A 22,415-nucleotide genomic window follows, 5' to 3' on the forward strand; every position below is an offset into this window, starting at 1 on the left:
TTCAGCTACGCGCCGAGTTCCTGGGCAAGCCCGATGAGAAGTCCTTCAGGTCCGCGGATATAGCAGAGGCGATACGCGTCGCTATACTGGACGACTTCGCCGACGAGCTGCGCGCCACGCGCGCGAAGCCTTTCAAGCGTGTCGTCAATGTCGTCGACGGCGAACATGACCCGGAGGTAGCCGAAGGCGTTGACCGGGTCATTTCGGTGATCCGCGACGACGGCCGGCGCAAGGAAACGGGAGAGCTCGAGCCGGCTGTGGCCGTCCGGCGTGCGCATCATGGCAATTTCGACGCGCTGATCGCCCAGGCCGGTGATACGCCCGGCCCACTCTCCTTCGATCGTGGCCCGCCCTTCGAGCTCGAGGCCGAGTTCGCGAAAAAAATCAATCGCTCCTGCCAGGTCTTCGACGACGATTCCGACATTGTCCATCCGTTTGACGGCCATCTCTTCAACCTCCCGAAAGCCGTTTCAGTCAAAGGGTTGTTACCCCGTGTAATAACGGACACTTCTAGCCAAACGATGTCTCAGAGCTGCAGCGATTGCCCGTCAAAGGCGAAGAACGCTTCGGGGAAGCTCTTCTGCGCATCGCGCTGCATGTCGTCCAGTTCGCGATCCGTCCGGCCGGGCGCATGATGGAACATGGCAAGCCGCTTGGCACCGGCCTTCTTCGCGAGCTTGATGCCCTCCTGCCATGTAGAATGGCCAAAACCGAGATATTTCTGCATCTCCGTTTCGAGATAGGTCGCATCGTAGATGGCAAGGTCGGCATCCGCCATCAGCTCAAGCGCCGCCTCATCCAGTTTGCCCGCCACATGCTCGGTATCATAGACCATGGCGATCACTCGCCCCGACCATTCGATGCGATAGCCGATACAGCCGCCGGGATGGTTCAGCCTCGTCGTATGAATGACGATGCCGGGATGCGGCTTCAACGTGTCGCCGGCGGCAAAATCGCGGAAATTCATCGTCGCACGACAGATGTCGGGTTCGACGGGAAACCATGGCGGCCGCATGAACTGGCCGATCAGCTGCCGCGTCGTCGTCTTGCCGGCCAGATGGCCCGACCAGAGATCGACGCTGACGCGCGGATCGTATATCGCGTTGAAGAAAGGCAGGCCGATGATGTGGTCATAGTGCGAATGGGTGAAGAAGAGATCGATGTTGCGGACCTCTTCCTTGGCAAGGGATGCCGCCGCTTCGCGCAAACCGGTCCCTGCGTCGAACAAGATATGCCTGCCGTCATGCCGTAACTCAATGCACGACGTGTTACCGCCGTACCGCTCAAATTCCGGTCCCGATACAGGGATGCTCCCCCGCACGCCCCAAAATTTCAGCTCAAAACTATCGTTGTTCATGGAAGTTTTTACACCATTCCCCTTTCGGTCAAAAAAAGCACACTTTTGCTATCGTGCGAAGCCAGCAATTTCTAAAAGTCGTGCAGTGGTAAAAACTGGATCTCATCGGTCAGCCGACACAGATCGTTGGGCGGATTGTCGCCAACGGATCGCACAGACCTAATATAGGTATGAAATGGCAGAATAGATAAGAGGGGGGAATTTGCGTGTGGTCCCGATGGGCTAATCTATATTAGACCACAACGAGATGTGAACCTGTGCGAGAGACTGAGAAGATTTGGCCGAGACTTGCGCGCTTCTATCCTAGAGCGTGGCGGCCGACCGCGCCGCCTGTTCGTAATAGCCGGACAATGCCCTTAGATGCGAAGCGATATCGGAGAGATCGTCTTGCGAGAGACCCGATACTTTCGTTGCCTCAACCAATAGCCGCTCGCGAATTTCGGTATAGCGCTTCAGCGCGTCCAAGCCCTTATCCGTCACCCGGATGGTCTTTTCCTTGCCGGCCTTGCCGCTCTTGACGAGGCCCGCCGCCTCGAGCTTCTTGATGGCATAATTGGCGACATGCGTATCCTCGATGTCGAGCACGAGGCAGAGATCGGCGAGCGTTTTCGGTCTATCTCGGTGTCGCACCGAATGAATGATCAGGATCTCGATCGGCGAAAGGCCAGGCACGCCCGCCGCCGCCATACAGCGCACCAGCCACCGATTGAAGGCATGAGAAAAGAGGATCGACCCGTATTCCAGCTCCGACAAGGCCGGCGAGCTGCCGCCGGCAAGATGGGCCGATGATACGATCAACTCGCGTCGTTTGCTCTTTTCCTCGGACGTCACCTGAAAACTCCTTCGAACCGGATTAAGGCCCGGCAGATTCGACGAGCCGGGCGATCAAGGCCGCTCGACCCGGCATCACATTGCTATTCGTCCCGTTTTCCGTAGCCGCCGCCGGTGGGAGTGACGACCGTAAAGGCTTCGCCGGCTTCGAGCACGGTATGGGCCGAGCCGATCAGCTCTTCAATCCTGCCATCGTTGCGGCGGACATAATTGCGGCCGATCTGGCCCACTTCGCCGCCCTTCACACCGAAGGGGGCCACACGCCTGTGGCCCGACAGGATCGCGAATTCCAGCTTCTCACGCGTGCGGATGGTGCGCTGCGTGCCGTTGCCGGAGTTCCATTTGCCGCGCCCGCCTGAATTCGGACGAATATGGAAATCCTCCAACACCACAGGGAACCGCGTCTCAAGGATTTCGGGATCGGTGAGGCGCGAGTTGGTCATGTGCGTATGCACAGCATCGGCGCCGTTGAAGCCCGGTCCTGCCGGCGCGCCGGAGCAGATCGTCTCGTAATATTGATAGGCATCGTTGCCGAAGGTCAGATTGTTCATCGTGCCCTGGGCTGCGGCAAGCGCCTCGACCGCACCGAACAGGCAGTTGGTCACGGCCTGGCTGACCTCAACATTGCCGGCAACAACAGCAGCCGGATATTTCGGCGTTAGCATCGTCCCCTCGGGAATAATGATGCGGATCGGCCGGAGGCAGCCGGCATTCATCGGAATATCCGCCTCGACGAGAACGCGGAAGACATAGAGGACGGCAGCGCGCGTGACGGGCTGCGGCGCATTGAAATTGTCGGGGCGCTGCGCCGATGTGCCGGTGAAATCGACCGTCGCCTCGCGCTTGTCCTTGTCGATCGAAATCTTGACGACGATCTTGCAGCCCTGATCCATCTCATAGCTGAATTCGCCGTCCGACAGACGATCGAGGACACGCCGCACGCTTTCCGCCGCGTTGTCCTGAACATGGCCCATATAGGCATCGACGACATCTTCGCCGAAGAGTGCGATCATCTTCTTCAGCTCGGCGACGCCCTTTTCATTGGCGGCAACCTGGGCCTTGAGGTCATTGATATTCTGCGCCAGCGTGCGCACAGGATAGCGGGCACCCGTCAGCAGCTTGGTAAGCTCCACCTCGCAGAACCGGCCCCGATCAAGCAGCTTGAAATTGTCGATATAGACGCCTTCCTCCTCGATATGGGTGGCAAGCGGCGACATCGATCCCGGCGAGATACCGCCGATATCGGCGTGATGGCCGCGGCTGGCAACCCAGAAGCGGATCTTCTGACCGGCATCATCGAAGACAGGGGTGCAGACGGTGAGGTCAGGCAGATGCGTGCCGCCATTATAGGGCGCATTGATCAGGAAGACATCGCCCGGATGAATGACGGCATTTTCGCGGATCGCGGTCGCAACGGAGGCATCCATTGAGCCGAGATGAACCGGCATATGCGGCGCATTGGCGACCAGATTGCCTTCGGCATCGAAGACGGCGCAGGAGAAATCCAGCCGCTCCTTGATATTGACCGAATAGGCGGTGTTCTGCAGCGTCATACCCATCTGCTCGGCGATCGACATGAAGAGATTGTTGAAGATCTCCAGCATGACGGGGTCGGCCTTGGTGCCGATGGCATTGCGCTCGGGCAGCGCCTTGATGCGCTTGAGAACGATATGATCCTTTGTGGTCAGCTGCGCCTGCCAGCCATCCTCGATGACGATCGTCTGGTTCGGCTCGATGATGATGGCCGGGCCGGTGACAGTCTGGCCCGGCTTGATCGCCTCACGCAGGACGACGGCCGCATCGTGACTTTCGCCGTTTGAGTAGAAGGCGGTGCGCCTTGCAGCTTGCGCCTCACCCTCGGCCGCCGCTTCAAGCTCGACTGCGATATCGGCAGCAGCACCGCCGATCGTTTCGATCTCGACGGCTTCCACGACCAGAGGCTTGTCCTCGGCAACGAAACCGAAGCGGCGCTTGTGCAGCGTTTCGAACTGGCTGCGCAGCCGCGCGGGATCGTCGATTTCGGGGAAAGTCGTCTCGACCGCCAACAAGGTATCGGTGCCGGCATAGCGGATATGGGCGCGCTGGACCGTCTTGATGTCGCCCGTTGCGACGCCCTGGGCTTCCAACTCGGGCACGCATTCGCCGCGCAATTCGCTACCGAGCGCTGCAATGGCGACGGGTGCGGCATCATCAAGCGAAACGCCGAGCGCTTTCTGGCGCGTTGCCCTGATATCGGCAAGGCCCATACCATAGGCCGAGAGAAGACCGGACATCGGATGCAGAAGGATGCTCTTCATGCCGAGCGCGTCGGCAACCAGGCAGGCATGCTGCCCGCCGGCGCCGCCGAAGCAGTTGAGCGCATAACGCGTCACGTCATAGCCGCGCTGTACCGAGATTTTCTTGATCGCCTCGACCATATTGGCAACGGCGATGCGGATGAAGCCGTCGGCGACGTCTTCCGGGCTGCGGCCATCGCCGATTTCGGCTGCGAGTGCGGCGAACTTGGACCGCACCGTCTCGACATCGAGCGGCTGGTCCTGATTGGGTCCGAAAATGGAGGGGAAGAATTCCGGCAGCAGCTTGCCGGCCATGACATTGGCGTCGGTGACGGCCAGCGGGCCGCCATTGCGATAGCAGGCCGGACCCGGAAAGGCGCCGGCCGAATCCGGGCCGACGCGGAAGCGATCGCCATCGAAATGCAGGATCGAGCCGCCACCGGCGGCCACGGTATGGATCAGCATCATCGGCGCACGGACGCGTACGCCGGCCACTTCCGTCTCGAAGGCGCGCTCATATTCGCCGTCGAAATGCGCCACATCCGTGGAGGTGCCGCCCATGTCGAAGCCAATGACATTGGCAAAACCTGCCTGCTCGCCGGTCTTCGCAAGGCCGACCACGCCGCCAGCCGGACCCGAGAGGATCGCGTCCTTGCCTTGGAACATATCGGCGGCCGTCAATCCGCCCGACGACATCATGAACATGACGCGTGCGCCCGTGCGCTCGACATCGAGCTCATCACAAACCTGGCGGATATAGCGGCCGAGCACCGGCGAGAGATAGGCATCAATGACAGCCGTATCGCCGCGGCCGACGAGCTTGATCAGCGGCGAAACCTCATGGCTGACCGAGACCTGCTCGAAGCCGATCGACCTTGCGATCCGGGCAACGGCGGCCTCATGCGCCGGAAATTTATAGGCATGCATGAAGACGATGGCGACGGAGCGATAGCCCTTGGCGAGAAGGTCACGCAGCGCCGCTTCCGCAATCTCTTCATCCAGAGCAAGCTCGACGGTACCGTCGGCAAGCACGCGCTCTTCGATCTCGACGACATCTTCATAGAGCGCTTCCGGCTTGACGATCTCGGTCGCGAAGATTTTCTTGCGTTCCTGGTAGCCGATGCGCAGCGCGTCCCGGAAACCCTTCGTTGTTACAAGCGCGAGGCGTTCGCCTTTGCGCTCGAGCAGCGCATTGGTGGCGACCGTCGTGCCCATGCGGACCTCGCCGATTGCACCTTCGGGAACCGGCTCACCTTTGCCAAGACCAAGATGCAGGCGGATGCCGTGAACGGCTGCGTCGCGGTAAGCCTCCGGATTTTCAGAGAGGACCTTGCGGCCGTGGAGAGCGCCGGACGGATCGCGCCCGACAACGTCGGTAAAGGTGCCGCCGCGGTCGATCCAGAAATCCCAACGACCCGAAATATTCTCCGACAAACCCGCCTCCAGCAGAACGACACCAACAACGATGATAATATATCGATAAATCGTCAACGTTTTGTCGTCAACATGAATTGGATTGGCTATCTGCAAAATCCGCTATGCGACGAGAGCGAGGAGCTAAGCGCTTCTCGCTCTCGCGATACTCATATGCCAGTTTTATCCTTTAAACCGGTGTCACGCGCCTCAGCTTTTAGCTGCTTCGACGATCAAAGCGGCAACCTCGATCGGATGCGACGCGAGAGAGGCATGGCTCGCGTCCAGTTCGATCTGCTTCACGGGCTTCATGCGCGCTGCCATCATCCTCTCATTGTCCGGATGGATCATGCGATCTGCCGTTGACACCTGATAATAACAGGGTTTCTTCTTCCAGGCGGGATCGGAGACCGTATTGCCAAACGTGCTGCCGAGCGGAGCTTTCTGCGTGACCGCCATGACAAGGGCTTCATCTGCCGTCAGATCCTGGCAAAAGCTCTCCCGAAACTTCTCCGGCTTGATCCAGAGATAGCCGTCGCTGTCGGGCGCGATATTCTCGAAAGCGGCAGGAGGCTTTGCCTGGCTGATGCCGCCCGGGCTTTCTCCTGCATCCGGCGCAAAGGCCGCGATATAGACCAGCGCCTTCACATTTGGCAGATCGCCCGCCTCGGTTATGACCGCGCCCCCATAGGAATGGCCGACGAGGACGACAGGTCCGGATATTTGTTTGACCATCTTACGAGTGCGTTCGGCGTCGTCCGCAAGCGAGGTCAGTGGATTTTCGACCGCATGCAGATCGGTATAGCCAAGGCGGTTGAGCTCAAGGATGGCTTTCGACCAATGGGCCGCACCACCCCAGAAACCATGAACCAAGACGATTGCAGGTTTGTCAGGCATCTCTTCCTCCAAAGATGTAAGGACAAGTCTTCCCTGTATCTGCATCGGTCCAGGCACCGGCATCGCATCATTTCGTCACGCCATGCGCCTTCAGACTACGATCCAGGGGGAAACGATAGGCGTTGGCTCGCGACAGCGTCAACTTGTTTATGAGCGATCCGCTTCTAATGCAGGCCGCCGACGCCAAGCAGGCGCTCGACCGCCTGATGATCCCTTGCGAGCGCCTCGGGCGTCCCTTTCCAGGCCAGCCTGCCGCGCTCCAGAATGATGACATCGCTGGCAAAATCCAATGCGCTCTGGATGCGCTGCTCGACCAGCAGGATCGTCATGTCGCCCGACTTGGCAAGCTTGGCGAAGGCCGCCATCAGTTCCTCGCAGATGACGGGTGCCAGCCCCTCCAGCGGCTCGTCCAGAAGCAGGACTGAGGGGTGGCCAAGGATCGTGCGGGCCGTCGACAGCATCTGCTGTTCGCCGCCGGAAAGCTGGCCGCCGAGGTTTCTGCGGCGCTCCTGCAGGCGTGGAAACATATCATAGGCTTCCTGCAGGGCGGCCTTCGGCCGGCCCTTCAGCCCGACGGACAGATTTTCCTCCACCGTCAGCGTCGGAAAGACGTCACGCGTCTGCGGCACATAGCCGAGGCCCTGATGAGCGCGGCGTGCGCTCGGTAAGCCGGCGATGTCGGCCGAGCCGAGCCGGATGCGGCCATCATAGCGCCGGGTCTGCCCGGCGAGCGTGGCCAGCAGCGTGCTCTTGCCCATGCCGTTGCGGCCGAGAACGGCAAGCCGACCGCCTGCCGGCACGGAAAAGGAGACGCCTTCCAGCACCCGTGTCGGACCATAACCGGCCGACAGATTTTCGACTTCAAGCGGCGTGGCCGGCATTGGCGTAGCTCCCCAGATAGGCTTCGCGCACCCGCGCATCCTGCGTCACGTCTTTCGGTGATCCGTCGAATATGATCGTGCCGGCCGCAAGCACCACGACGCGCTTGGCAAAACGGAAAACGAGGTCCATGTCATGCTCGATCATCAGTACGGCGAGATCGGCAGGCAGATCGGCCAGCGCCTGCTCGATGCGGCCGGTGTCGCTCTGCGGCACGCCGGCGGCGGGCTCGTCCAGCAAAAGCACCTTCGGCTTCAGCGCCATGGCAACGGCAATTTCCAATAGCCGCTGCTGGCCATAGGCAATCTCGCTGACTTTGCGATGCGCAAGCGCGCTGAGGCCGAGCGTTCCGAGTAGTTCCTCCGTTTCGGCCATGACATCGCGCATGGAGAGGAAGTTACCGAACATGCGACCGGAGCGACCCGTCCGCTGCAGCACCGCCATACCGACATGCTCGGCCGGCGTCATATCCTGAAACAGCCGCGTCACCTGGAACGAGCGCACCAGCCCGCGCCTGACCCGGCCGATAGCATCGACCTTGTTGACGTTCTGGCCGGCGATGCGGACCTCGCCGGAATCCGCCTGCAGATTGCCTGTTACGAGATTGACGAAGCTGGTCTTGCCGGCGCCGTTCGGGCCAATGAGAGCGACGCGGTCGCCCGGCGCCATCGACAGGCTGACATTGTTCGTCACCGTCAGCCCGCCGAACGCCTTCTTCAGATTGCTGACTTCGAAAATCGCGCTCATGCCCGCGCCTCCCTACGACGGGCCACATAGGCAGCCGCCGTGCCGTAAATACCCTTGGGCGCGAAGAGAACGACGAGAATGAGAAGCCCGCCGACGATCGTCAGCCAATGGAAGGGGTTGGCGGCGGAGACATAATCCTCGAAGAGCATGAAGATCAGCGTGCCGACGAGCGCACCAAACAGCGAGCCGGTACCGCCGAGCACGAGCATGACCAGAGCCTCGGCCGATTGTGTGAAGGAGAGACTGTCGAGACCGACGACCTGCGTAGAAATCGCATTCAGCGCACCGCCGATGCCAGCAACAGCACCGGAAATGACATACATCTTGATGAGAGCTACTTTCGGCGAGGCACCCATGGCACGGATGCGCAAGGGATCCTGCCGGATGCCGCGGCAGAGCATGCCGAAGGGCGAACGGACGAGAAAGCGCAAAAGTACGAGCACGATCAGCAGCAGTGCCACGCCATAGAAGTAGGCCGTATGCCCATAGAGATCGAATTCGAAAACACCGAACAGCGGATCAGCTGAAATACCCGACAGGCCGTCGCTGCCGCCTGTCCAGCTCGACGCCTTGTTGGCGAATTCGTGGAAGAGATAGATCAGCGCAATCGAGAGCACGAGCTGCGGCAGGCCATGAGCTCTCAAAATGACAATGGAGCAAATCAACCCGGCAGCCGCGCCGCCGGCGATGCCGGCAAGCGTCATCAGCAAGGGATCGTTGATGCCGTAATGGGCTGACGCAATGCCGGCTGCATAGGCACCCGCGCCGAACAACGCCGCATGGCCGAGAGTCGCCACGCCGCAATAGCCGGTGACGAGATCGAGCGAGAGAACGAGAAGCGCGATCGCGATCAGGCGCGTCAGGAGGGCAAGGTTGTCTGGAAACAGCAGGTAGCCGGCGGCAGCCAGCAAGGCGATGACCGCCACCGCGATGAAATCCTGTCCAAGTGTGCGATGTCTGGTCACGAGCGGAGCGGCCTCTCTTTCAAACGTCAAAGCCATGTTACTTCATTCTCCCGGCAAAGCCGCGCGGGAAGACGCAGACAATGGCAATGACGGCCAGATAGAAGAAGAATTCCCCATATTCCGGCATGAGATAGCGGCCGGTCGTATCGATGCAGCCAAGAATGAGACAGGCAAGCAGCGCGCCGGAAATCGAGCCCGCGCCGCCGACTGAAACGACGACGAGAAAGGTCACCATGTAGCGCAGGGCATAATAGGGTTCGACCGGCAGGAGCTCGGCACCCACGACACCACCGAAGGCGGCAAGCCCGACGGCAATGGCGAAGCTGACCGCATAGACGATTTCCGTCCTGACGCCGAGAGCAGCCGCCATCGCGGCATTATCGACGGAGGCACGCAGCTTCACGCCGAAGGAGGTCTTCTCGATCGTGTACCACAAGGCTAGGGCGACGATGAGACCGCAGGTGATTGCGAAAATGCGATGGGTGCCAATGGTGCGGAAGCCAAGATCGACGGAGCCCTGCAGACTGCCCGGCAAGGGGATGGTCTTTAGAGTGGGGCCGAAGACATAATTGGCAATGCCGATGATGCAGAAGGTGATGCCGATCGTCATCAGCACCTGCGTCAATTCAGGCGCGCCATAGATGCGCCGATAAAGCAACCGTTCGATCGGGATGGAGATGATGACGGTGCCGACGACCGCCAGCAATACGGCGGCGCCATAACCAAGCCCTAGATCGCGCGCCGCATAGGAAGCGATATAGCCGCCGATCATGGCAAAGGCGCCGTGGGCCAGATTGACGACGCGCATCAGCCCCATGGTGACGGAAAGGCCGATGGAGATGACGAACAGCACCATGCCGTAAGCGAGGGCATCGACTGCTATGCTGAGCACGGTTTGCATTGATATCGCTGGTCCGGTTTGTGTAGCGCGGCCGCTGCCATCACACGCCTGAGGATGTCTACACTCAGGCGCATGAAGTTTTGGCGCAACTTACTTCGCAGCGGCAAGGCCGGGATCGCCTTGCTTCTCGAAGGTCTGAATTTCCCTGTTGTAGTATTTGCCGTCATCGCCCTTGGCGACCTCGCGCAGATAGATGTTCTGCGTGATATGCCGGCTTTCGGGATCGATGGTGACGGGACCGCGCGGGCTGACCCAGGACAGGCCCTTCACGGCATCGACCGCCTTCTGCGCATCCTGCTTGCCACCGGTCGCCTCGATCATCTTGTAGATGACATGCATCCCGTCGAAGGCACCCACGGCCGGGAAGGTTAGCTCGGCCGGATTGCCGATTGCCTTGTCGGCGGCTGCGACAAAAGCCTTGTTTTCGGGCGAGTCATGCGAAATCGCATAATGGAAGGTCGTCTGCATGCCGAGCGCGGCATCACCAAGCGCCGGCAGATCGGACTCCTGCGTCAGGTCGCCCGGCGCAAAAAGCTTGATGCCGGCTGCCTTCAGGCCATTCTCATTATAGGCCTTAACGAAGCCGAGCGTCGTCGGCCCGGAGGGCAGGAAGGCGAAGACGCCCTGTGCGCCGGAATCCTTGATGCGCTGCATGATCGGGCTGAAGTCATTGGTCGAGAGCGGCATGCGGATCGCCTGCACCACTTCGCCGCCCTGCTTCTCGAAACCGGCCTTGAAGGCATTTTCGGCGTCCACGCCCGGACCGTAGTCGCTGACGACGGAAATGACCTTCTTCACGCCGGCATCATAGGCAACCTTGGCGATCGGCGTCGAGGTCTGCCAAGTGGTGAAGGACGTGCGCACGACAAGCGGGCTCTTTGTGACGATTGCCGAAGTGGCAGCATTGAAGATCACCATCGGCACATTGGCCTGCTTGAGGATCGGCGTCACGGCCATCGCGTCCGGCGTGAAGTAGAACCCGGCGAGATACTGGACCTTCTCCTTGACGACGAGCTCCTGGGCGAGCGACTTCGATTGAGCGGGATCGGCCGCAGGCAAGTCGCGGTAGATCACCTCCACCTCGTCATTGCCGACCTTCTTGCCATTGACGGCCATATAGGCATCGATGCCGGCCTTGAAATTCTTGCCTTGCAGCGCGAACGGACCGGAAAACGGACCGATGACGCCGACCTTGATAGTATCGGCATAGGCAGCACCGCCAAGAGCAACGGCCGCAATGGCGGCCAAGACAAACCGTTTCATTTTCTCTCCTCCCGGCAGCCGTCTTTTTGAGCTGCCCTTGATCATTCAAATTCTGATCATCGCCAATTTCTCATGAGAAATGGTGATGTAAAATGAAATAAAACCTTGCTTCCATACCGATTCAGTTATGGATGGCGACGAATATCCTACTCAGCCGTCGTTCCCAAGCGCTTGATCGAACCGACCAGTTGCAACGCGTGGCGCAACGAAGCTGCCGTTGCCACCACCATAGGCGGCAATAGCAGCCATTCCAATGTCCAGGCGGCGCCAGAGCGCTCCTGCTCGTGTACCAGCGACTGGTGAATGCCGGAAAGCTGGACGGCATTGAAGCGAGCTAGCGTGACAAGCGTTTCAGCCGCGACCGGATTTTGCTTGTGCGGCATGGCGGAGGAGCCGCCGCCGCCGGCAAGCTCTATCTCCTCACCTGCCTGCGCCAGAAGTGCCACGTCCTGACCGATCTTGCCGAGGCTGCCTGAGATCATGGACAAGAGCCCGGTAAGCTCGGCAATGCGCGCTCTCTGGCTTTGCCATTGCGGCTCGTCCGTGAGACCAAGCGCTTGCGCCAGCGAGCTTCTGATTTCCGCCGCTTTCGGCCCGAATTTTTCCAGCGTGCCAGCCGCACCGCCGAACTGCAGCGGAAAAGTCTCCTGCGTCAGCCGGTCGCGATACTGATCGAGCGGATGGCGCCATGCCCGCAGCCGGTCGGACACGGTGATCGCGATCGCAGCCTGCATCCGGGTGCGGCCCATCAGCCGGTTCGATCCGAAACGCTCATCCAGCTTGGTGAGCGCGGACGATACGGCGAAAAGACGGTTGCTCAGGATGAAAACGGCAGCCTTCAGCCGCAGCATCAGGCTGGTATCGATGACATCTTGGCTGGTGACGCCGAAATGGACATGTTTGCCGACATCCTCTCCGACCGCCTTGCGCAGTTGCTGAACAAGTTCCGGCACGACGACGCCATCCGATGCCGTTGCACTCATCAGGCTTTGTAGATCGGGTTCGAAATCCGCGCAGACCTTAGCGATATGCGCAGCCACCTCCTGCGGGATCAACCCATGCCGGGCCTCGATCTCGGCAAGTGCCGCTTCGAAAGAGAGCATGGCGCGGATGTCGGCCTTGGCTGAAAAATACGCCGCAATCTCCTCGTCACCGAGAAGGCCTGACAGAAAGGGATGATCGAAGGGAGAAACGCTCATGGCCTATATATCGAGGAAAATCGTTTCTTTGTCGCCCTGCAAATGGATGTCGAAGGTGTAGACAGAGCCTTCCTTCGCGGCAATCAGCGTTGCGAGGCGATCCCTGTGTTCGATGCGGGCAAGCAATGGATCTTCCGCGTTGGCGGCAGCTTCCTCCGGAAAATACATGCGCGTGTGCAGGCCGATGTTGATGCCGCGGGCGACGATCCAGACGGTGATGTGCGGCGCCATCTTGCGGCCGTCCTTGAAGGGAACGCGGCCGGGCTTGATGGTCTCGAAACGGAAAACGCCGTCGGTCGAATTGGTAGGACAACGCCCCCAGCCGGTAAAGTTCGGATCGGCCGTGCCGCGCAGCTCCGAGGGGCTGTTATAAAGCCCGGCGCTATCGGCCTGCCAGATCTCGAGGACGGCATCCTTGACCGGCGCTCCCGCGCCATCGAGAACCCTGCCCGTCACGGTGATACGCTCGCCGAGCGTCTTGTCGTTCAACATGACGGAGCCGAGGTCGATTTCGTAGACACCGCCGATCTCGCTATAGTTCGGCGTCAGACCGATATGGACGTAAGGCCCTGCCGTCTGCGACGGCGTTTCCTTGAGATAACCGAGATCCTGTACCATCAATTGCCCTCCAGCCGGTTTTCGAACAAGGTCGAACGGCGACCGCGCAGCACGATATCGAATTTATAGGCGCGGGCATCCATCGGGATCGTGTTGCCCCAGTCAAGCGGCGCAATCAGCTGCTCGATCGCCTGCTTGTCGGGGATCGTCCCGACGATCGGACATTTCCAGATCATCGGATCGCCCTCGAAATACATCTGCGTGATCAGCCGCTGCGCAAAGCCATGGCCGAAGACGGAGAAGTGGATATGGGCCGGACGCCAGTCGTTGACGCCGTTCGGCCAGGGATAGGCGCCGGGGCGGATGGTGCGGAAGGCATAGCGGCCTTCATCATCTGTGATGGCGCGGCCGCACCCACCGAAATTCGGATCGATGGCCGCGAGATAGGTTTCCTTCTTGTGGCGATAACGGCCGCCGGCATTGGCCTGCCAGAATTCGAGCAGGACGCCCGGCACCGGCCGGCCGCGCTCGTCGAGCACGCGGCCATGCACGATGATCCGCTCGCCGATGGCGCTCTCGCCCGGCTTGGCAAAATTATGGATCAGGTCGTTGTCGAGCTCGTTCAATATGGAATGGCCGAAGACCGGTCCGGTGATTTCGGAGATGGTGCCGTCGAGCGATAGCAGCGCGCGTTGCGGCGAGCGCAATACGGACGTCTTATAGCCGGGCGCGAAGGCCGGCGGATGCCAGGCGCGGTCTCTCGCGAAAAAGGCGCCCGTTTCGGGTTTGCTGTTGCTTCTATCGGACATGTCTGCCTCGCTTCATGCCGCCTGTTCGGCGTCCATCTGTTCGAAAACCTGCTTGGCGATCTTGATCGCGTGGTTTGCGGCCGGCACGCCGGCATAGATCGCCACATGCAGAAGCGCCTCGCAGATATCGTCGCGCGTCGCGCCGGTGTTGCGCGTGGCGCGCACATGCATGGCCACCTCGTCATCCTGGCCGAGTGCCGCCAGAAGCGCGATCGTCACGATGGAGCGCTCGCGACGGCTGAGCGTCGGGCGCGACCAGACGTGCCCCCAGGCCGCTTCGGTGATCAGCTCCTGGAAAGGCTTGTCAAATTCTGTCACGCCCTGTTGCGCGCGATCGACATGCTCGTCGCCCAGGACTGCGCGGCGCGTTGCCATGCCCTGTAGATAGCGCTCGGACGGCATGGTGGGGTCATTCATCAGGCTTGCTCTCCACGCAGGACGACATCGATGAAGGCACGGATGACTTCGGTCAACGCCTCGGGTTGTTCGACGCAGGGGATGTGGCCCGCGTCTTTGATAACTTCATAACGCGCATTCGGAATGAGCTTTGCCGTCGAAAGCACCAGCTCCGGCGGCGTCGAGCCGTCCTGATCGCCGACGATGCAGATGGTTGGCACGGCGATCTTTGCCGCGGCTTCGGTCAGATCGGCATCGCGAAGGGCCGCGCAGGTGGCGGCATAGCCCGCAACCGGCTGGCGGATCAGCATGTTGCAATAGCCGGCATAGGCGAGGTTTTCCGGACGACGGAAGGCCGGCGTGAACCAGCGCTCCATGATGGCATCGACGATGGATTCGATGCCCTCAGCCTCGACCTGCGCAATGCGGGCATTCCAGCTGTCGGCCGTGCCAATCTTATGGGCGGTGTCGCAGAGGATCAACGCCCGCACCAGATCCGGCCGCCGCTGATAGAGCGACTGGGCGATCAACCCGCCGACAGATAGGCCGCAAATGATGGCATTCTTGACCGAAAGGAAATCGAGCAGGCCAGCGAGATCGGTGGCGTGATCTTCGATGGAATAGGGCATCTGCCCGAGATCGGAGAGACCATGGCCGCGTTTGTCGTAAAGCACGATGGCGAAATCGCCGGCGAGCCGCACGATCACATCCCGCCAGATCCGGAAATCGGTGCCGAGCGAATTGGCAAAGACAAGAACCGGCTTGTCGGCGGGGCCGCCAATGATCTGGTAATGGATCGTGACGTCGTTGATGCGGGCAAACTGCACTGGAAATCTCCTCGGGTGCGAGATTGGATGTATAATCTGGTTAGGTAAAATGATATTTCTTTGCTCTACGATAACTCTGGGGTTATGGGTGAGCATGCTCGACGCACGCATCAAGTTCCGCCATCTGCAGACCTTTGTCGAGGTTGCGCGCCAGAAAAGCGTGATCAAGGCGGCTGGCCTGCTGAATATCAGCCAGCCGGCGGTGACGAAGACCATCCGCGAGCTGGAAGAAGCGCTTGGTGTCGCCGTCTTCGAGCGCGACGGGCGCGGCATCCGCATCACGCGCTATGGCGAAGTCTTCCTCCGCCATGCCGGTGCAGCGTTGACAGCACTCCGGCAGGGTCTCGATTCCGTCTCACAGGAGCGCTCCGGCGAAGCGCCGCCGATCCGCGTCGGCGCATTGCCGACGGTTTCGACGCGGATCATGCCGCGGGCAATGGACCTGTTTCTCAAGGAAGAGACCTGGAGCCGCATCAAGATCGTGACCGGCGAAAACGCGGTCCTTCTGGAGCAGTTGCGCATCGGCGATCTCGATCTCGTCGTCGGCCGATTGGCAAGCCCCGATAAAATGACCGGCTTTTCCTTCGAGCACCTCTACTCCGAACAGGTCGTCTTCGCCGTCAGGGCCGACCATCCGCTTCTGTCCGACAGGCAGTCGCTATTTTCCGATCTCAATCGCTATACGGTCCTGATGCCGACGCGCGGCTCGATCATTCGCCCTTTCGTCGAGAGCTTTCTGATCGCCAACGGCGCCGGCGGGCTGCCCAACCAGATCGAGACCGTCTCCGATTCCTTCGGCCGCGCCTTCGTGCGCTCGAGCAACGCTATCTGGATCATCTCGGCCGGCGTCGTTGCCGGCGATGTCGAGGACGGACTATTAGCACTTCTGCCGATCGATACCAGCGAGACGAAGGGGCCGGTGGGCTTGACCATGCGCACCGACGCCATCCCCACCCTTCCCTTGTCGATTCTGATGCAGACGATCCGGGAGGCAGCAAGCGAGGTCGCCAAGAAGCTTTAGATCTCGTCTAGAACGGCAGGCCGACATAGTTCTCGGCGAGCGCGGTCGAAGCGGCACGCGAATGGGTGAGATAGTCGAGTTCGGCTTCCTGGATCTTCTGGTCGAAATCATGTGTATCGGGAAAGCGATGCATCATCGTCGTCATCCACCAGGAAAAGCGCACCGCCTTCCAGACCCGGGCAAGCGCGCGGGCGGAATAGGCCTCCAGTCCGGCGTTCGAGCGGTCCTGATAATGCTCGGCTAGACCCGAAAACAGGTAATGCACGTCGCTCGCCGCCAGATTGAGCCCCTTGGCGCCGGTCGGCGGCACGATATGGGCGGCATCGCCAACCAGGAAGAGGCGGCCGAAACGCATGGGTTCGGCCACGAAGGAGCGTAGCGGCGCGATCGATTTTTCGAAGGACGGCGCCGTCACCAGAACCTCGGCATGATGGGCAGGCAGTCGACGGCGCAGCTCATCCCAGAAGCGATCGTCGCTCCAGTCCTCGATCTTTTCGTCAAGGGGACACTGAATGTAATAGCGGCTGCGCGTCATCGACCGCATAGAGCATAGCGCAAATCCACGCGGATGATTGGCATAGATCAGCTCATGATTGACAGGCGCCACTTCCGCCAGCACGCCAAGCCAGCCGAAGGGATAGACCTTCTCGAAACTGCGGATCGCCTTTTCCGGAACCGATTTGCGGCTGACGCCGTGAAAGCCGTCGCAGCCGGCAATGAAATCGCAATCAATGCGATGGGAAACGCCGTCTTTCTCATAGGTCAGGTAGGGCGTTTCGCCATCGAAACCGTGCGGCTGGATATTGGCAGCGCTGTAGATGGTTGGAGCGCCGCTTTCCTCGCGGCGGGCCATCAGGTCGCGGGTCATCTCCGTCTGGCCGTAGATGACGACCCGCTTGCCGCCGGTGAGACCATGAAGGTCGATACGATGATCGCGGCCGTCGAAGGCGAGCGAAAAGCCATCATGCGGCAAGCCCTCGGCATGCAAACGTCCGCTTGCCTTAGCCTGATCCAACAATCGGACGGTGCCTTCCTCCAGCACGCCGGCGCGCACGCGGCCGAGAATATAATCCTTGCCGACACGATCGAGAATGACATTATCGATGCCGGCCTCCGTCAGTAGCTGGCCGAGCAGCAGCCCGGACGGCCCTGAACCGATAATGGCGACTTGAGTGCGCATCGCCTCTCCTCCCATGCGTATTTCTTGCCTCAAGTCTCTTCGGCGCGAGGTAAGTCCGCAATGGACATTTCGGTCACGAAATTGCACAAATCGAACATGGTAAGCGAGGAGTGCCATGACGAAGACCGTGCCGACTTATGAGCTCTATGGCGAAAATACCGGCCGAAAGCCGGATTTTTGGCTACATTGCGAAACAATTCCCTCCCGCAGCAGCCTTCATCATTGGGAGATCCGCCCGCACCGGCATGAGAGCTTTTTCCAGATCTTGTACATACAAGCCGGATCGGGCGATGCCGTCTTTGACGGAATTCCCCATGCCATCACGCCACCCGCCGTCATTACGGTGCCGCCGCGCCTCAATCACGGCTTTCGGTTCTCGCGCAATATAGACGGCTTCGTCATCACGGTGCTGATTTCGCATCTGAAGGCCTCGCCGGGCGATCGCAGCCGGTTGGGCGCATGGCTTGCTGCTCCGCATCTGATCTTGCTCGATCCTGACGATGAAGACGCAGCCTACGTCGCCAGCACATTGAGGCGCCTGGGAGAAGAATTTGCGAGCCACCGCAACGGCCGCAACGATCTGCTGGATGCCTATCTAACTTCGGCCTTGCTGCTGACGGCCCGCATCGCCCAAAAGGCTGATGAGGAATCCAATCCGGGCGACGAAAGCGAGCGCCGCATGGAGATGCTGCAGGGCCTGATCCAGCGCCACTTCCGCTCGCACAAGCCGGCCGCCTTCTATGCGGAAAGCCTTGGCATCTCGCCGGCCCATCTCAGCCGCATCGTGCGTGGCAGAACCGGGCATGGCGCGCACGAGCTGATCACACGCAAGCTGCTGGATGAGGCCAAGCGCGAGCTGGTCTTCACCTTCGCGACCGTTCAGGAAATCAGCTATCGCCTCGGCTTTGCCGACCCCGCCTATTTCTCCCGCTTCTTCGTCAAGCAGACCGGCCAGACGCCGCGCGCCTGGCGCATCGAGGAGAGGGAGAGGTTGGGAATGTGAACAGAAATCAATCGGGTAACCACCCGCCCTCGTGGTTCGAGACGGCCTTGCAGGCCTCCTCACGATGAGGGCTAATCCCCTCACTTCGCCCAAAAGAGGCTTCAAAGCATATCGAGCGTCGGGCATGCTCCATCCTCATCCTGAGGTGCGTAGCCGAAGGCGGAGCCTCGAAGGACGAGGATGGCCCCGAAAATACACAAAAGCTACGGCAGCACTAGCCGCAGTGCCTTCTGCGTCTCTTTCAGCAGCGACAGAAAGCGCTCGGCCATGTCGGAAGCCGCGACATAGGCGGCCGGTGCGCCGATATTGATCGCCGCCACAGTCTGGCCACGGTCGTTTTCGACCGGCACGGCAATCGAGCACAGCCCGATCTCCAGTTCCTGGTCGATAACGGCGTAGCCCTGTTCCCTCACCCGGCGGAATTCCGCCATCAGCTCCTCCGGATCGGTCCTGGTATTGGGCGTGTTCGCCTTGAGGTCGGTTCGCCCAAGCACGGAGCGCGCCTCGCTTTCCGGCAAAGCGGCCAGCAGAACGCGGCCCATCGAGGCGCAGAAGGCCGGAAGCCGGCTGCCGGGCGTCAGGTTGATCGACATCACCCGGCGCTGCGAGGCGCGGGCGATATAGACAACTTCCGTGCCGTCGAGCACGGACGCAGAGGCATTCTGCCCGGCGCGCTCGGCAAGCTGATCGAGATGGGGCTGGATGATCGTTGGCAGCGGCGTCGCGGCCAGATAGGCGTGGCCGAGCCTCAGGATCTTCGGCGTCAGCGTGAAGAATTTGCCGTCATAAGTGGCATAGCCGAGTTCGGAGAGCGTCAGCAACGAACGGCGCACGGTGGCGCGATCGAGGCCGGTCAGCTTCGATGCTTCGGCAATCGTCAGGCGCTGCTGCGTCTCGCCGAAGGCTTCGATGACTTTCAATCCTTTGGCAAAGCCGCTGACGAAATCCGTTTCGCGCATCTCTGATCCCCGATTTTGGCGGCATTTTGTGCGATATATGAACAAATGTCAAATATCGCACAAAATAATTGCCGTCCAGCCCTTGCTGATCTATTCGAAAGGAAGAGGACGGGGCGCCTTGGTCCGCCCGCATTGGCAAGTGGGAGTTTGCGCATGGATAAGACAATTGCGAGCACGGCGGCTGCCGTCTCCGAGATCGGCGATGGTGCGACCGTCATGATCGGCGGCTTTGGCGGCTCCGGTGCGCCGATCGAACTCATTCATGCGCTGATCGACAAAGGCCCGCAGAACCTGACCGTCATCAACAATAATGCCGGCAACGGGCGTATCGGCATCGCTGCGATGATCGATGCCGGCATGGTCAGGAAGATGATCTGCTCCTTCCCGCGTTCGTCCGATCCGCGCGCCTTCACCGACCGTTACCTGGCCGGTGAAATCGAGCTGGAGCTGGTGCCTCAGGGGACGCTCGCCGAACGCATCCGTGCCGGCGGCGCCGGCATTCCAGCCTTTTATACCCCAACCGCCTATGGCACCGAACTCGCCAACGGCAAGGTCATCGCCGAATTCGACGGCCGCCACTATGTTCAAGAGCGCTGGCTCAAGGCCGATTTTGCCATCGTCAAGGCTGAAGTCGGCGACGTGCAGGGCAATCTCATCTACAACAAGGCCGGCCGCAATTTTAATCCGCTGATGTGCATGGCCGCGGCCAAGACGATCGCACAAGTCTCGAAAATCGTTGCTGCCGGCGAGCTCGATCCCGAGCACATCGTAACCCCCGGCATCTTCGTCAACGGCGTTGTTGAGGTCGCCGATCCGCAGCAGGAAGAAAATCTCATTCGAGCCGGAGTGGCCTACGTATGACCATCGACACACGCGAAGACATCAAGCTCTCCAACGCCCAGATCGCCTGGCGCGCGGCGCAGGATATCGAAGACGGCGCCTATGTTAACCTCGGCATCGGTTTTCCGGAAATGGTCGCCCGCTACCAGCCTCCAGGCCGCCAGGCGATCTTCCACACCGAAAATGGCATCCTGAATTTCGGCGAGCCGCCGGCGGAAGGCGAGGAAGATTGGGATCTGATCAACGCCGGCAAGAAGGCCGTCACGCTGAAGCCGGGCGCCTCCTTTTTCCACCACGCCGATAGCTTCGCCATGGTGCGTGGCGGCCATCTGGATGTCGCGATCCTCGGCGCCTATCAAGTGGCGCAGAATGGCGATCTTGCCAATTGGCGCGTCGGCTCCAAGGGTGTGCCTGCCGTCGGCGGAGCCATGGATCTGGTCCATGGCGCCAAGCAGGTCTTTGTCATCACCGAACATGTGACGAAGGACGGCAAGCCGAAACTGGTGGAGGCCTGCACCTTTCCGCTGACCGGTGTCGGCTGCATCACCCGTATCTATACGAGCCATGCAGTCATCGACATTGGCAAGCAAGGTTTCGTCGTGCGCGAAAAACTCGCTGCCATGACGATGAACGAGCTGCAAGCGATGACCGGTGCGCCCCTGCATACAGACGGCCCGGTTGCCGACCTGATCGTGCCGACGCTCTAAAGCTCGTTGCGATCTTTCAGATTCGCGCGCAATGCTTTAAGCTTATAATATTTCGCATGCCGTTGTCGCAAATCCGCTGCTCACTTTTGCGCGCCATGCCGTAGGGAGAAGACCATGACCGAAGCCTTCATCTGTGATTACATCCGCACGCCGATCGGCCGCTTCGGCGGATCGCTTTCTTCCGTCCGCGCCGACGATCTCGGTGCAATACCACTGAAGGCGCTGATCGAACGCAACGGCTCTGTCGACTGGGAAGCCGTCGACGACGTGATCTATGGCTGCGCCAACCAGGCGGGCGAGGACAATCGCAACGTCGCGCGCATGGCAAGCCTGCTGGCCGGCCTGCCGATTTCAGTGCCCGGCACGACGATCAACCGGCTTTGCGGTTCCGGCATGGATGCCGTCATAGCAGCCGCCCGCGCCATCCGCGCCGGCGAGGCTGAATTGATGATCGCCGGCGGCGTCGAAAGCATGTCGCGCGCGCCCTTCGTCATTCCCAAGGCCGAAAGCGCCTTTTCGCGCAATGCCGAGATCTACGATACCACCATCGGCTGGCGCTTCATCAACCCTGTCATGAAGAAGCAATACGGCGTGGATTCCATGCCGGAAACCGGCGAGAACGTCGCAGAAGATTACAAGGTCAGCCGCGAGGATCAGGACGCCTTTGCCGTTCGCTCGCAGACAAAGGCTGCGGCAGCGCAGGAGAACGGCCGGCTTGCCAAGGAAATCACTTCGGTCACGATCCCGCAGCGCAAGGGCGATCCGGTCATTGTCGGCAAGGACGAGCATCCGCGCGCAACCACCATGGAAGCGCTTGCCAAGCTCGGCACGCCCTTCAAGAAGGAAGGCGGCACGGTGACCGCCGGCAACGCCTCCGGCGTCAATGATGGCGCTGCCGCGCTCATCATTGCTTCAGAGGCAGCTGCCAGGAAATACGGCCTGACGCCAATTGCCCGCATCCTCGGCGGTGCGGCCGCCGGTGTTCCCCCGCGCATCATGGGGATCGGCCCAGTTCCCGCCTCGCGCAAGCTCATGACACGCCTCGGCATGCGGCAGGAACAGTTCGACGTTATCGAATTGAACGAAGCCTTCGCTTCGCAGGGGCTTGCCGTGTTACGCGAACTCGGCATTGCCGATGATGATACGCGCGTCAACCGCAACGGAGGCGCCATCGCGCTCGGTCATCCGCTTGGCATGTCCGGTGCCCGCATCACCGGTACCGCCGCCCTGGAGCTGAAGGAAACCGGCGGCCGCTATTCGCTGTCGACCATGTGCATCGGCGTCGGCCAGGGCATCGCCATCGCGCTGGAACGGGTCTGATCGTTGCGAACAGGCGGGGGTCCGGCGCCACATGAGCGGCGGATCATGCTCGCGACCGAAACCCGAC

22 protein-coding genes are annotated in these 22,415 nt (G+C 60.7%); 5 read left to right on the forward strand and 17 right to left on the reverse strand.

Going from position 1 to position 22,415, the window contains the following annotated elements; genetic code table 11:
- Positions 1 to 5 precede the first annotated feature (5 nt).
- The 15 genes from FBZ97_RS09915 to pcaD form a co-directional block, all read right to left on the reverse strand.
- On the reverse strand, positions 6 to 446 hold the full coding sequence (locus FBZ97_RS09915) for a VOC family protein (RefSeq protein WP_145318930.1): 441 nt from the start codon (positions 444 to 446) through the stop codon (positions 6 to 8).
- Positions 447 to 526: 80 nt separating this feature from the next.
- Positions 527 to 1,357, reverse strand: a complete 831-nt coding sequence (locus FBZ97_RS09920; RefSeq protein ID WP_113389327.1) for an MBL fold metallo-hydrolase — start codon at positions 1,355 to 1,357, stop codon at positions 527 to 529.
- 303 nt (positions 1,358 to 1,660) lie between these two features.
- Positions 1,661 to 2,188, reverse strand: coding sequence for a winged helix DNA-binding protein (locus FBZ97_RS09925; protein WP_069610284.1), 528 nt, complete (start codon positions 2,186 to 2,188; stop codon positions 1,661 to 1,663).
- A gap of 83 nt (positions 2,189 to 2,271) precedes the next feature.
- Complete coding sequence (locus FBZ97_RS09930; protein ID WP_145320019.1) at positions 2,272 to 5,898, reverse strand: hydantoinase B/oxoprolinase family protein; 3,627 nt, start codon at positions 5,896 to 5,898, stop codon at positions 2,272 to 2,274.
- 189 nt (positions 5,899 to 6,087) lie between these two features.
- Complete coding sequence (locus tag FBZ97_RS09935) at positions 6,088 to 6,774, reverse strand: alpha/beta hydrolase (protein ID WP_145318933.1); 687 nt, start codon at positions 6,772 to 6,774, stop codon at positions 6,088 to 6,090.
- 164 nt (positions 6,775 to 6,938) lie between these two features.
- Positions 6,939 to 7,655, reverse strand: a complete 717-nt coding sequence (locus FBZ97_RS09940; RefSeq protein ID WP_145318936.1) for an ABC transporter ATP-binding protein — start codon at positions 7,653 to 7,655, stop codon at positions 6,939 to 6,941.
- Complete coding sequence (locus FBZ97_RS09945; protein WP_145318939.1) at positions 7,636 to 8,400, reverse strand: ABC transporter ATP-binding protein; 765 nt, start codon at positions 8,398 to 8,400, stop codon at positions 7,636 to 7,638. The genes FBZ97_RS09940 and FBZ97_RS09945 overlap by 20 nt, the downstream gene beginning before the upstream one ends.
- Complete coding sequence (locus tag FBZ97_RS09950; protein WP_145318942.1) at positions 8,397 to 9,401, reverse strand: branched-chain amino acid ABC transporter permease; 1,005 nt, start codon at positions 9,399 to 9,401, stop codon at positions 8,397 to 8,399. The genes FBZ97_RS09945 and FBZ97_RS09950 overlap by 4 nt, the downstream gene beginning before the upstream one ends.
- Position 9,402: 1 nt before the next feature.
- Positions 9,403 to 10,266: a branched-chain amino acid ABC transporter permease gene (locus tag FBZ97_RS09955; protein WP_113350640.1), complete on the reverse strand. Its 864-nt coding sequence runs from the start codon at positions 10,264 to 10,266 to the stop codon at positions 9,403 to 9,405.
- Between the two features lie 90 nt (positions 10,267 to 10,356).
- Positions 10,357 to 11,529 carry an ABC transporter substrate-binding protein gene (locus tag FBZ97_RS09960; RefSeq protein ID WP_145318945.1) on the reverse strand — a complete coding sequence of 391 codons (1,173 nt, stop codon included), beginning with the start codon at positions 11,527 to 11,529 and terminating at the stop codon, positions 10,357 to 10,359.
- Positions 11,530 to 11,675: 146 nt separating this feature from the next.
- Positions 11,676 to 12,728 (reverse strand): 3-carboxy-cis,cis-muconate cycloisomerase, encoded by a 1,053-nt coding sequence (locus FBZ97_RS09965; protein ID WP_145318948.1) that lies wholly within the window; start codon positions 12,726 to 12,728, stop codon positions 11,676 to 11,678.
- Between the two features lie 3 nt (positions 12,729 to 12,731).
- On the reverse strand, positions 12,732 to 13,346 hold the full coding sequence (gene pcaG, locus FBZ97_RS09970; RefSeq protein ID WP_145318951.1) for a protocatechuate 3,4-dioxygenase subunit alpha: 615 nt from the start codon (positions 13,344 to 13,346) through the stop codon (positions 12,732 to 12,734).
- Positions 13,346 to 14,095: a protocatechuate 3,4-dioxygenase subunit beta gene (pcaH, locus tag FBZ97_RS09975; protein WP_112342446.1), complete on the reverse strand. Its 750-nt coding sequence runs from the start codon at positions 14,093 to 14,095 to the stop codon at positions 13,346 to 13,348. The genes pcaG and pcaH overlap by 1 nt, the downstream gene beginning before the upstream one ends.
- A gap of 12 nt (positions 14,096 to 14,107) precedes the next feature.
- The gene (pcaC, locus tag FBZ97_RS09980; RefSeq protein WP_113329585.1) at positions 14,108 to 14,512 is read right to left on the reverse strand and encodes a 4-carboxymuconolactone decarboxylase; all 405 of its coding nucleotides are present in this window, start codon (positions 14,510 to 14,512) and stop codon (positions 14,108 to 14,110) included.
- Positions 14,512 to 15,318: a 3-oxoadipate enol-lactonase gene (gene pcaD / locus FBZ97_RS09985; RefSeq protein ID WP_145318954.1), complete on the reverse strand. Its 807-nt coding sequence runs from the start codon at positions 15,316 to 15,318 to the stop codon at positions 14,512 to 14,514. The genes pcaC and pcaD overlap by 1 nt, the downstream gene beginning before the upstream one ends.
- 94 nt (positions 15,319 to 15,412) lie before the next feature.
- On the opposite strand from pcaD, the gene pcaQ reads away from it, so the two are divergent.
- On the forward strand, positions 15,413 to 16,339 hold the full coding sequence (gene pcaQ, locus FBZ97_RS09990) for a pca operon transcription factor PcaQ (protein ID WP_145320021.1): 927 nt from the start codon (positions 15,413 to 15,415) through the stop codon (positions 16,337 to 16,339).
- A gap of 7 nt (positions 16,340 to 16,346) precedes the next feature.
- Here pcaQ and pobA read toward each other — a convergent pair whose 3' ends face one another.
- Positions 16,347 to 17,519: a 4-hydroxybenzoate 3-monooxygenase gene (pobA, locus tag FBZ97_RS09995; protein ID WP_145318957.1), complete on the reverse strand. Its 1,173-nt coding sequence runs from the start codon at positions 17,517 to 17,519 to the stop codon at positions 16,347 to 16,349.
- 115 nt (positions 17,520 to 17,634) lie between these two features.
- Between pobA and FBZ97_RS10000 the strand changes: the two genes are divergently transcribed.
- A complete protein-coding gene (locus tag FBZ97_RS10000) occupies positions 17,635 to 18,522 on the forward strand; it encodes a helix-turn-helix domain-containing protein (RefSeq protein WP_145318960.1) in 888 nt (295 codons plus the stop codon).
- Between the two features lie 203 nt (positions 18,523 to 18,725).
- Here FBZ97_RS10000 and FBZ97_RS10005 read toward each other — a convergent pair whose 3' ends face one another.
- On the reverse strand, positions 18,726 to 19,481 hold the full coding sequence (locus FBZ97_RS10005) for an IclR family transcriptional regulator (RefSeq protein WP_113329580.1): 756 nt from the start codon (positions 19,479 to 19,481) through the stop codon (positions 18,726 to 18,728).
- A gap of 153 nt (positions 19,482 to 19,634) precedes the next feature.
- On the opposite strand from FBZ97_RS10005, the gene FBZ97_RS10010 reads away from it, so the two are divergent.
- The 3 genes from FBZ97_RS10010 to pcaF all read left to right on the forward strand — a co-directional run bounded on the left by FBZ97_RS10010 (position 19,635) and on the right by pcaF (position 22,348).
- Positions 19,635 to 20,342 carry a 3-oxoacid CoA-transferase subunit A gene (locus tag FBZ97_RS10010; protein ID WP_145318963.1) on the forward strand — a complete coding sequence of 236 codons (708 nt, stop codon included), beginning with the start codon at positions 19,635 to 19,637 and terminating at the stop codon, positions 20,340 to 20,342.
- Positions 20,339 to 21,028 carry a 3-oxoacid CoA-transferase subunit B gene (locus FBZ97_RS10015; RefSeq protein WP_113350650.1) on the forward strand — a complete coding sequence of 230 codons (690 nt, stop codon included), beginning with the start codon at positions 20,339 to 20,341 and terminating at the stop codon, positions 21,026 to 21,028. The genes FBZ97_RS10010 and FBZ97_RS10015 overlap by 4 nt, the downstream gene beginning before the upstream one ends.
- A 114-nt stretch (positions 21,029 to 21,142) precedes the next feature.
- Positions 21,143 to 22,348, forward strand: coding sequence for a 3-oxoadipyl-CoA thiolase (gene pcaF, locus FBZ97_RS10020; protein WP_145318966.1), 1,206 nt, complete (start codon positions 21,143 to 21,145; stop codon positions 22,346 to 22,348).
- Positions 22,349 to 22,415 lie beyond the last annotated feature (67 nt).

Source organism: Rhizobium sp. ERR 942 (assembly GCF_007828395.1).
Lineage (GTDB): Bacteria > Pseudomonadota > Alphaproteobacteria > Rhizobiales > Rhizobiaceae > Rhizobium > Rhizobium dioscoreae.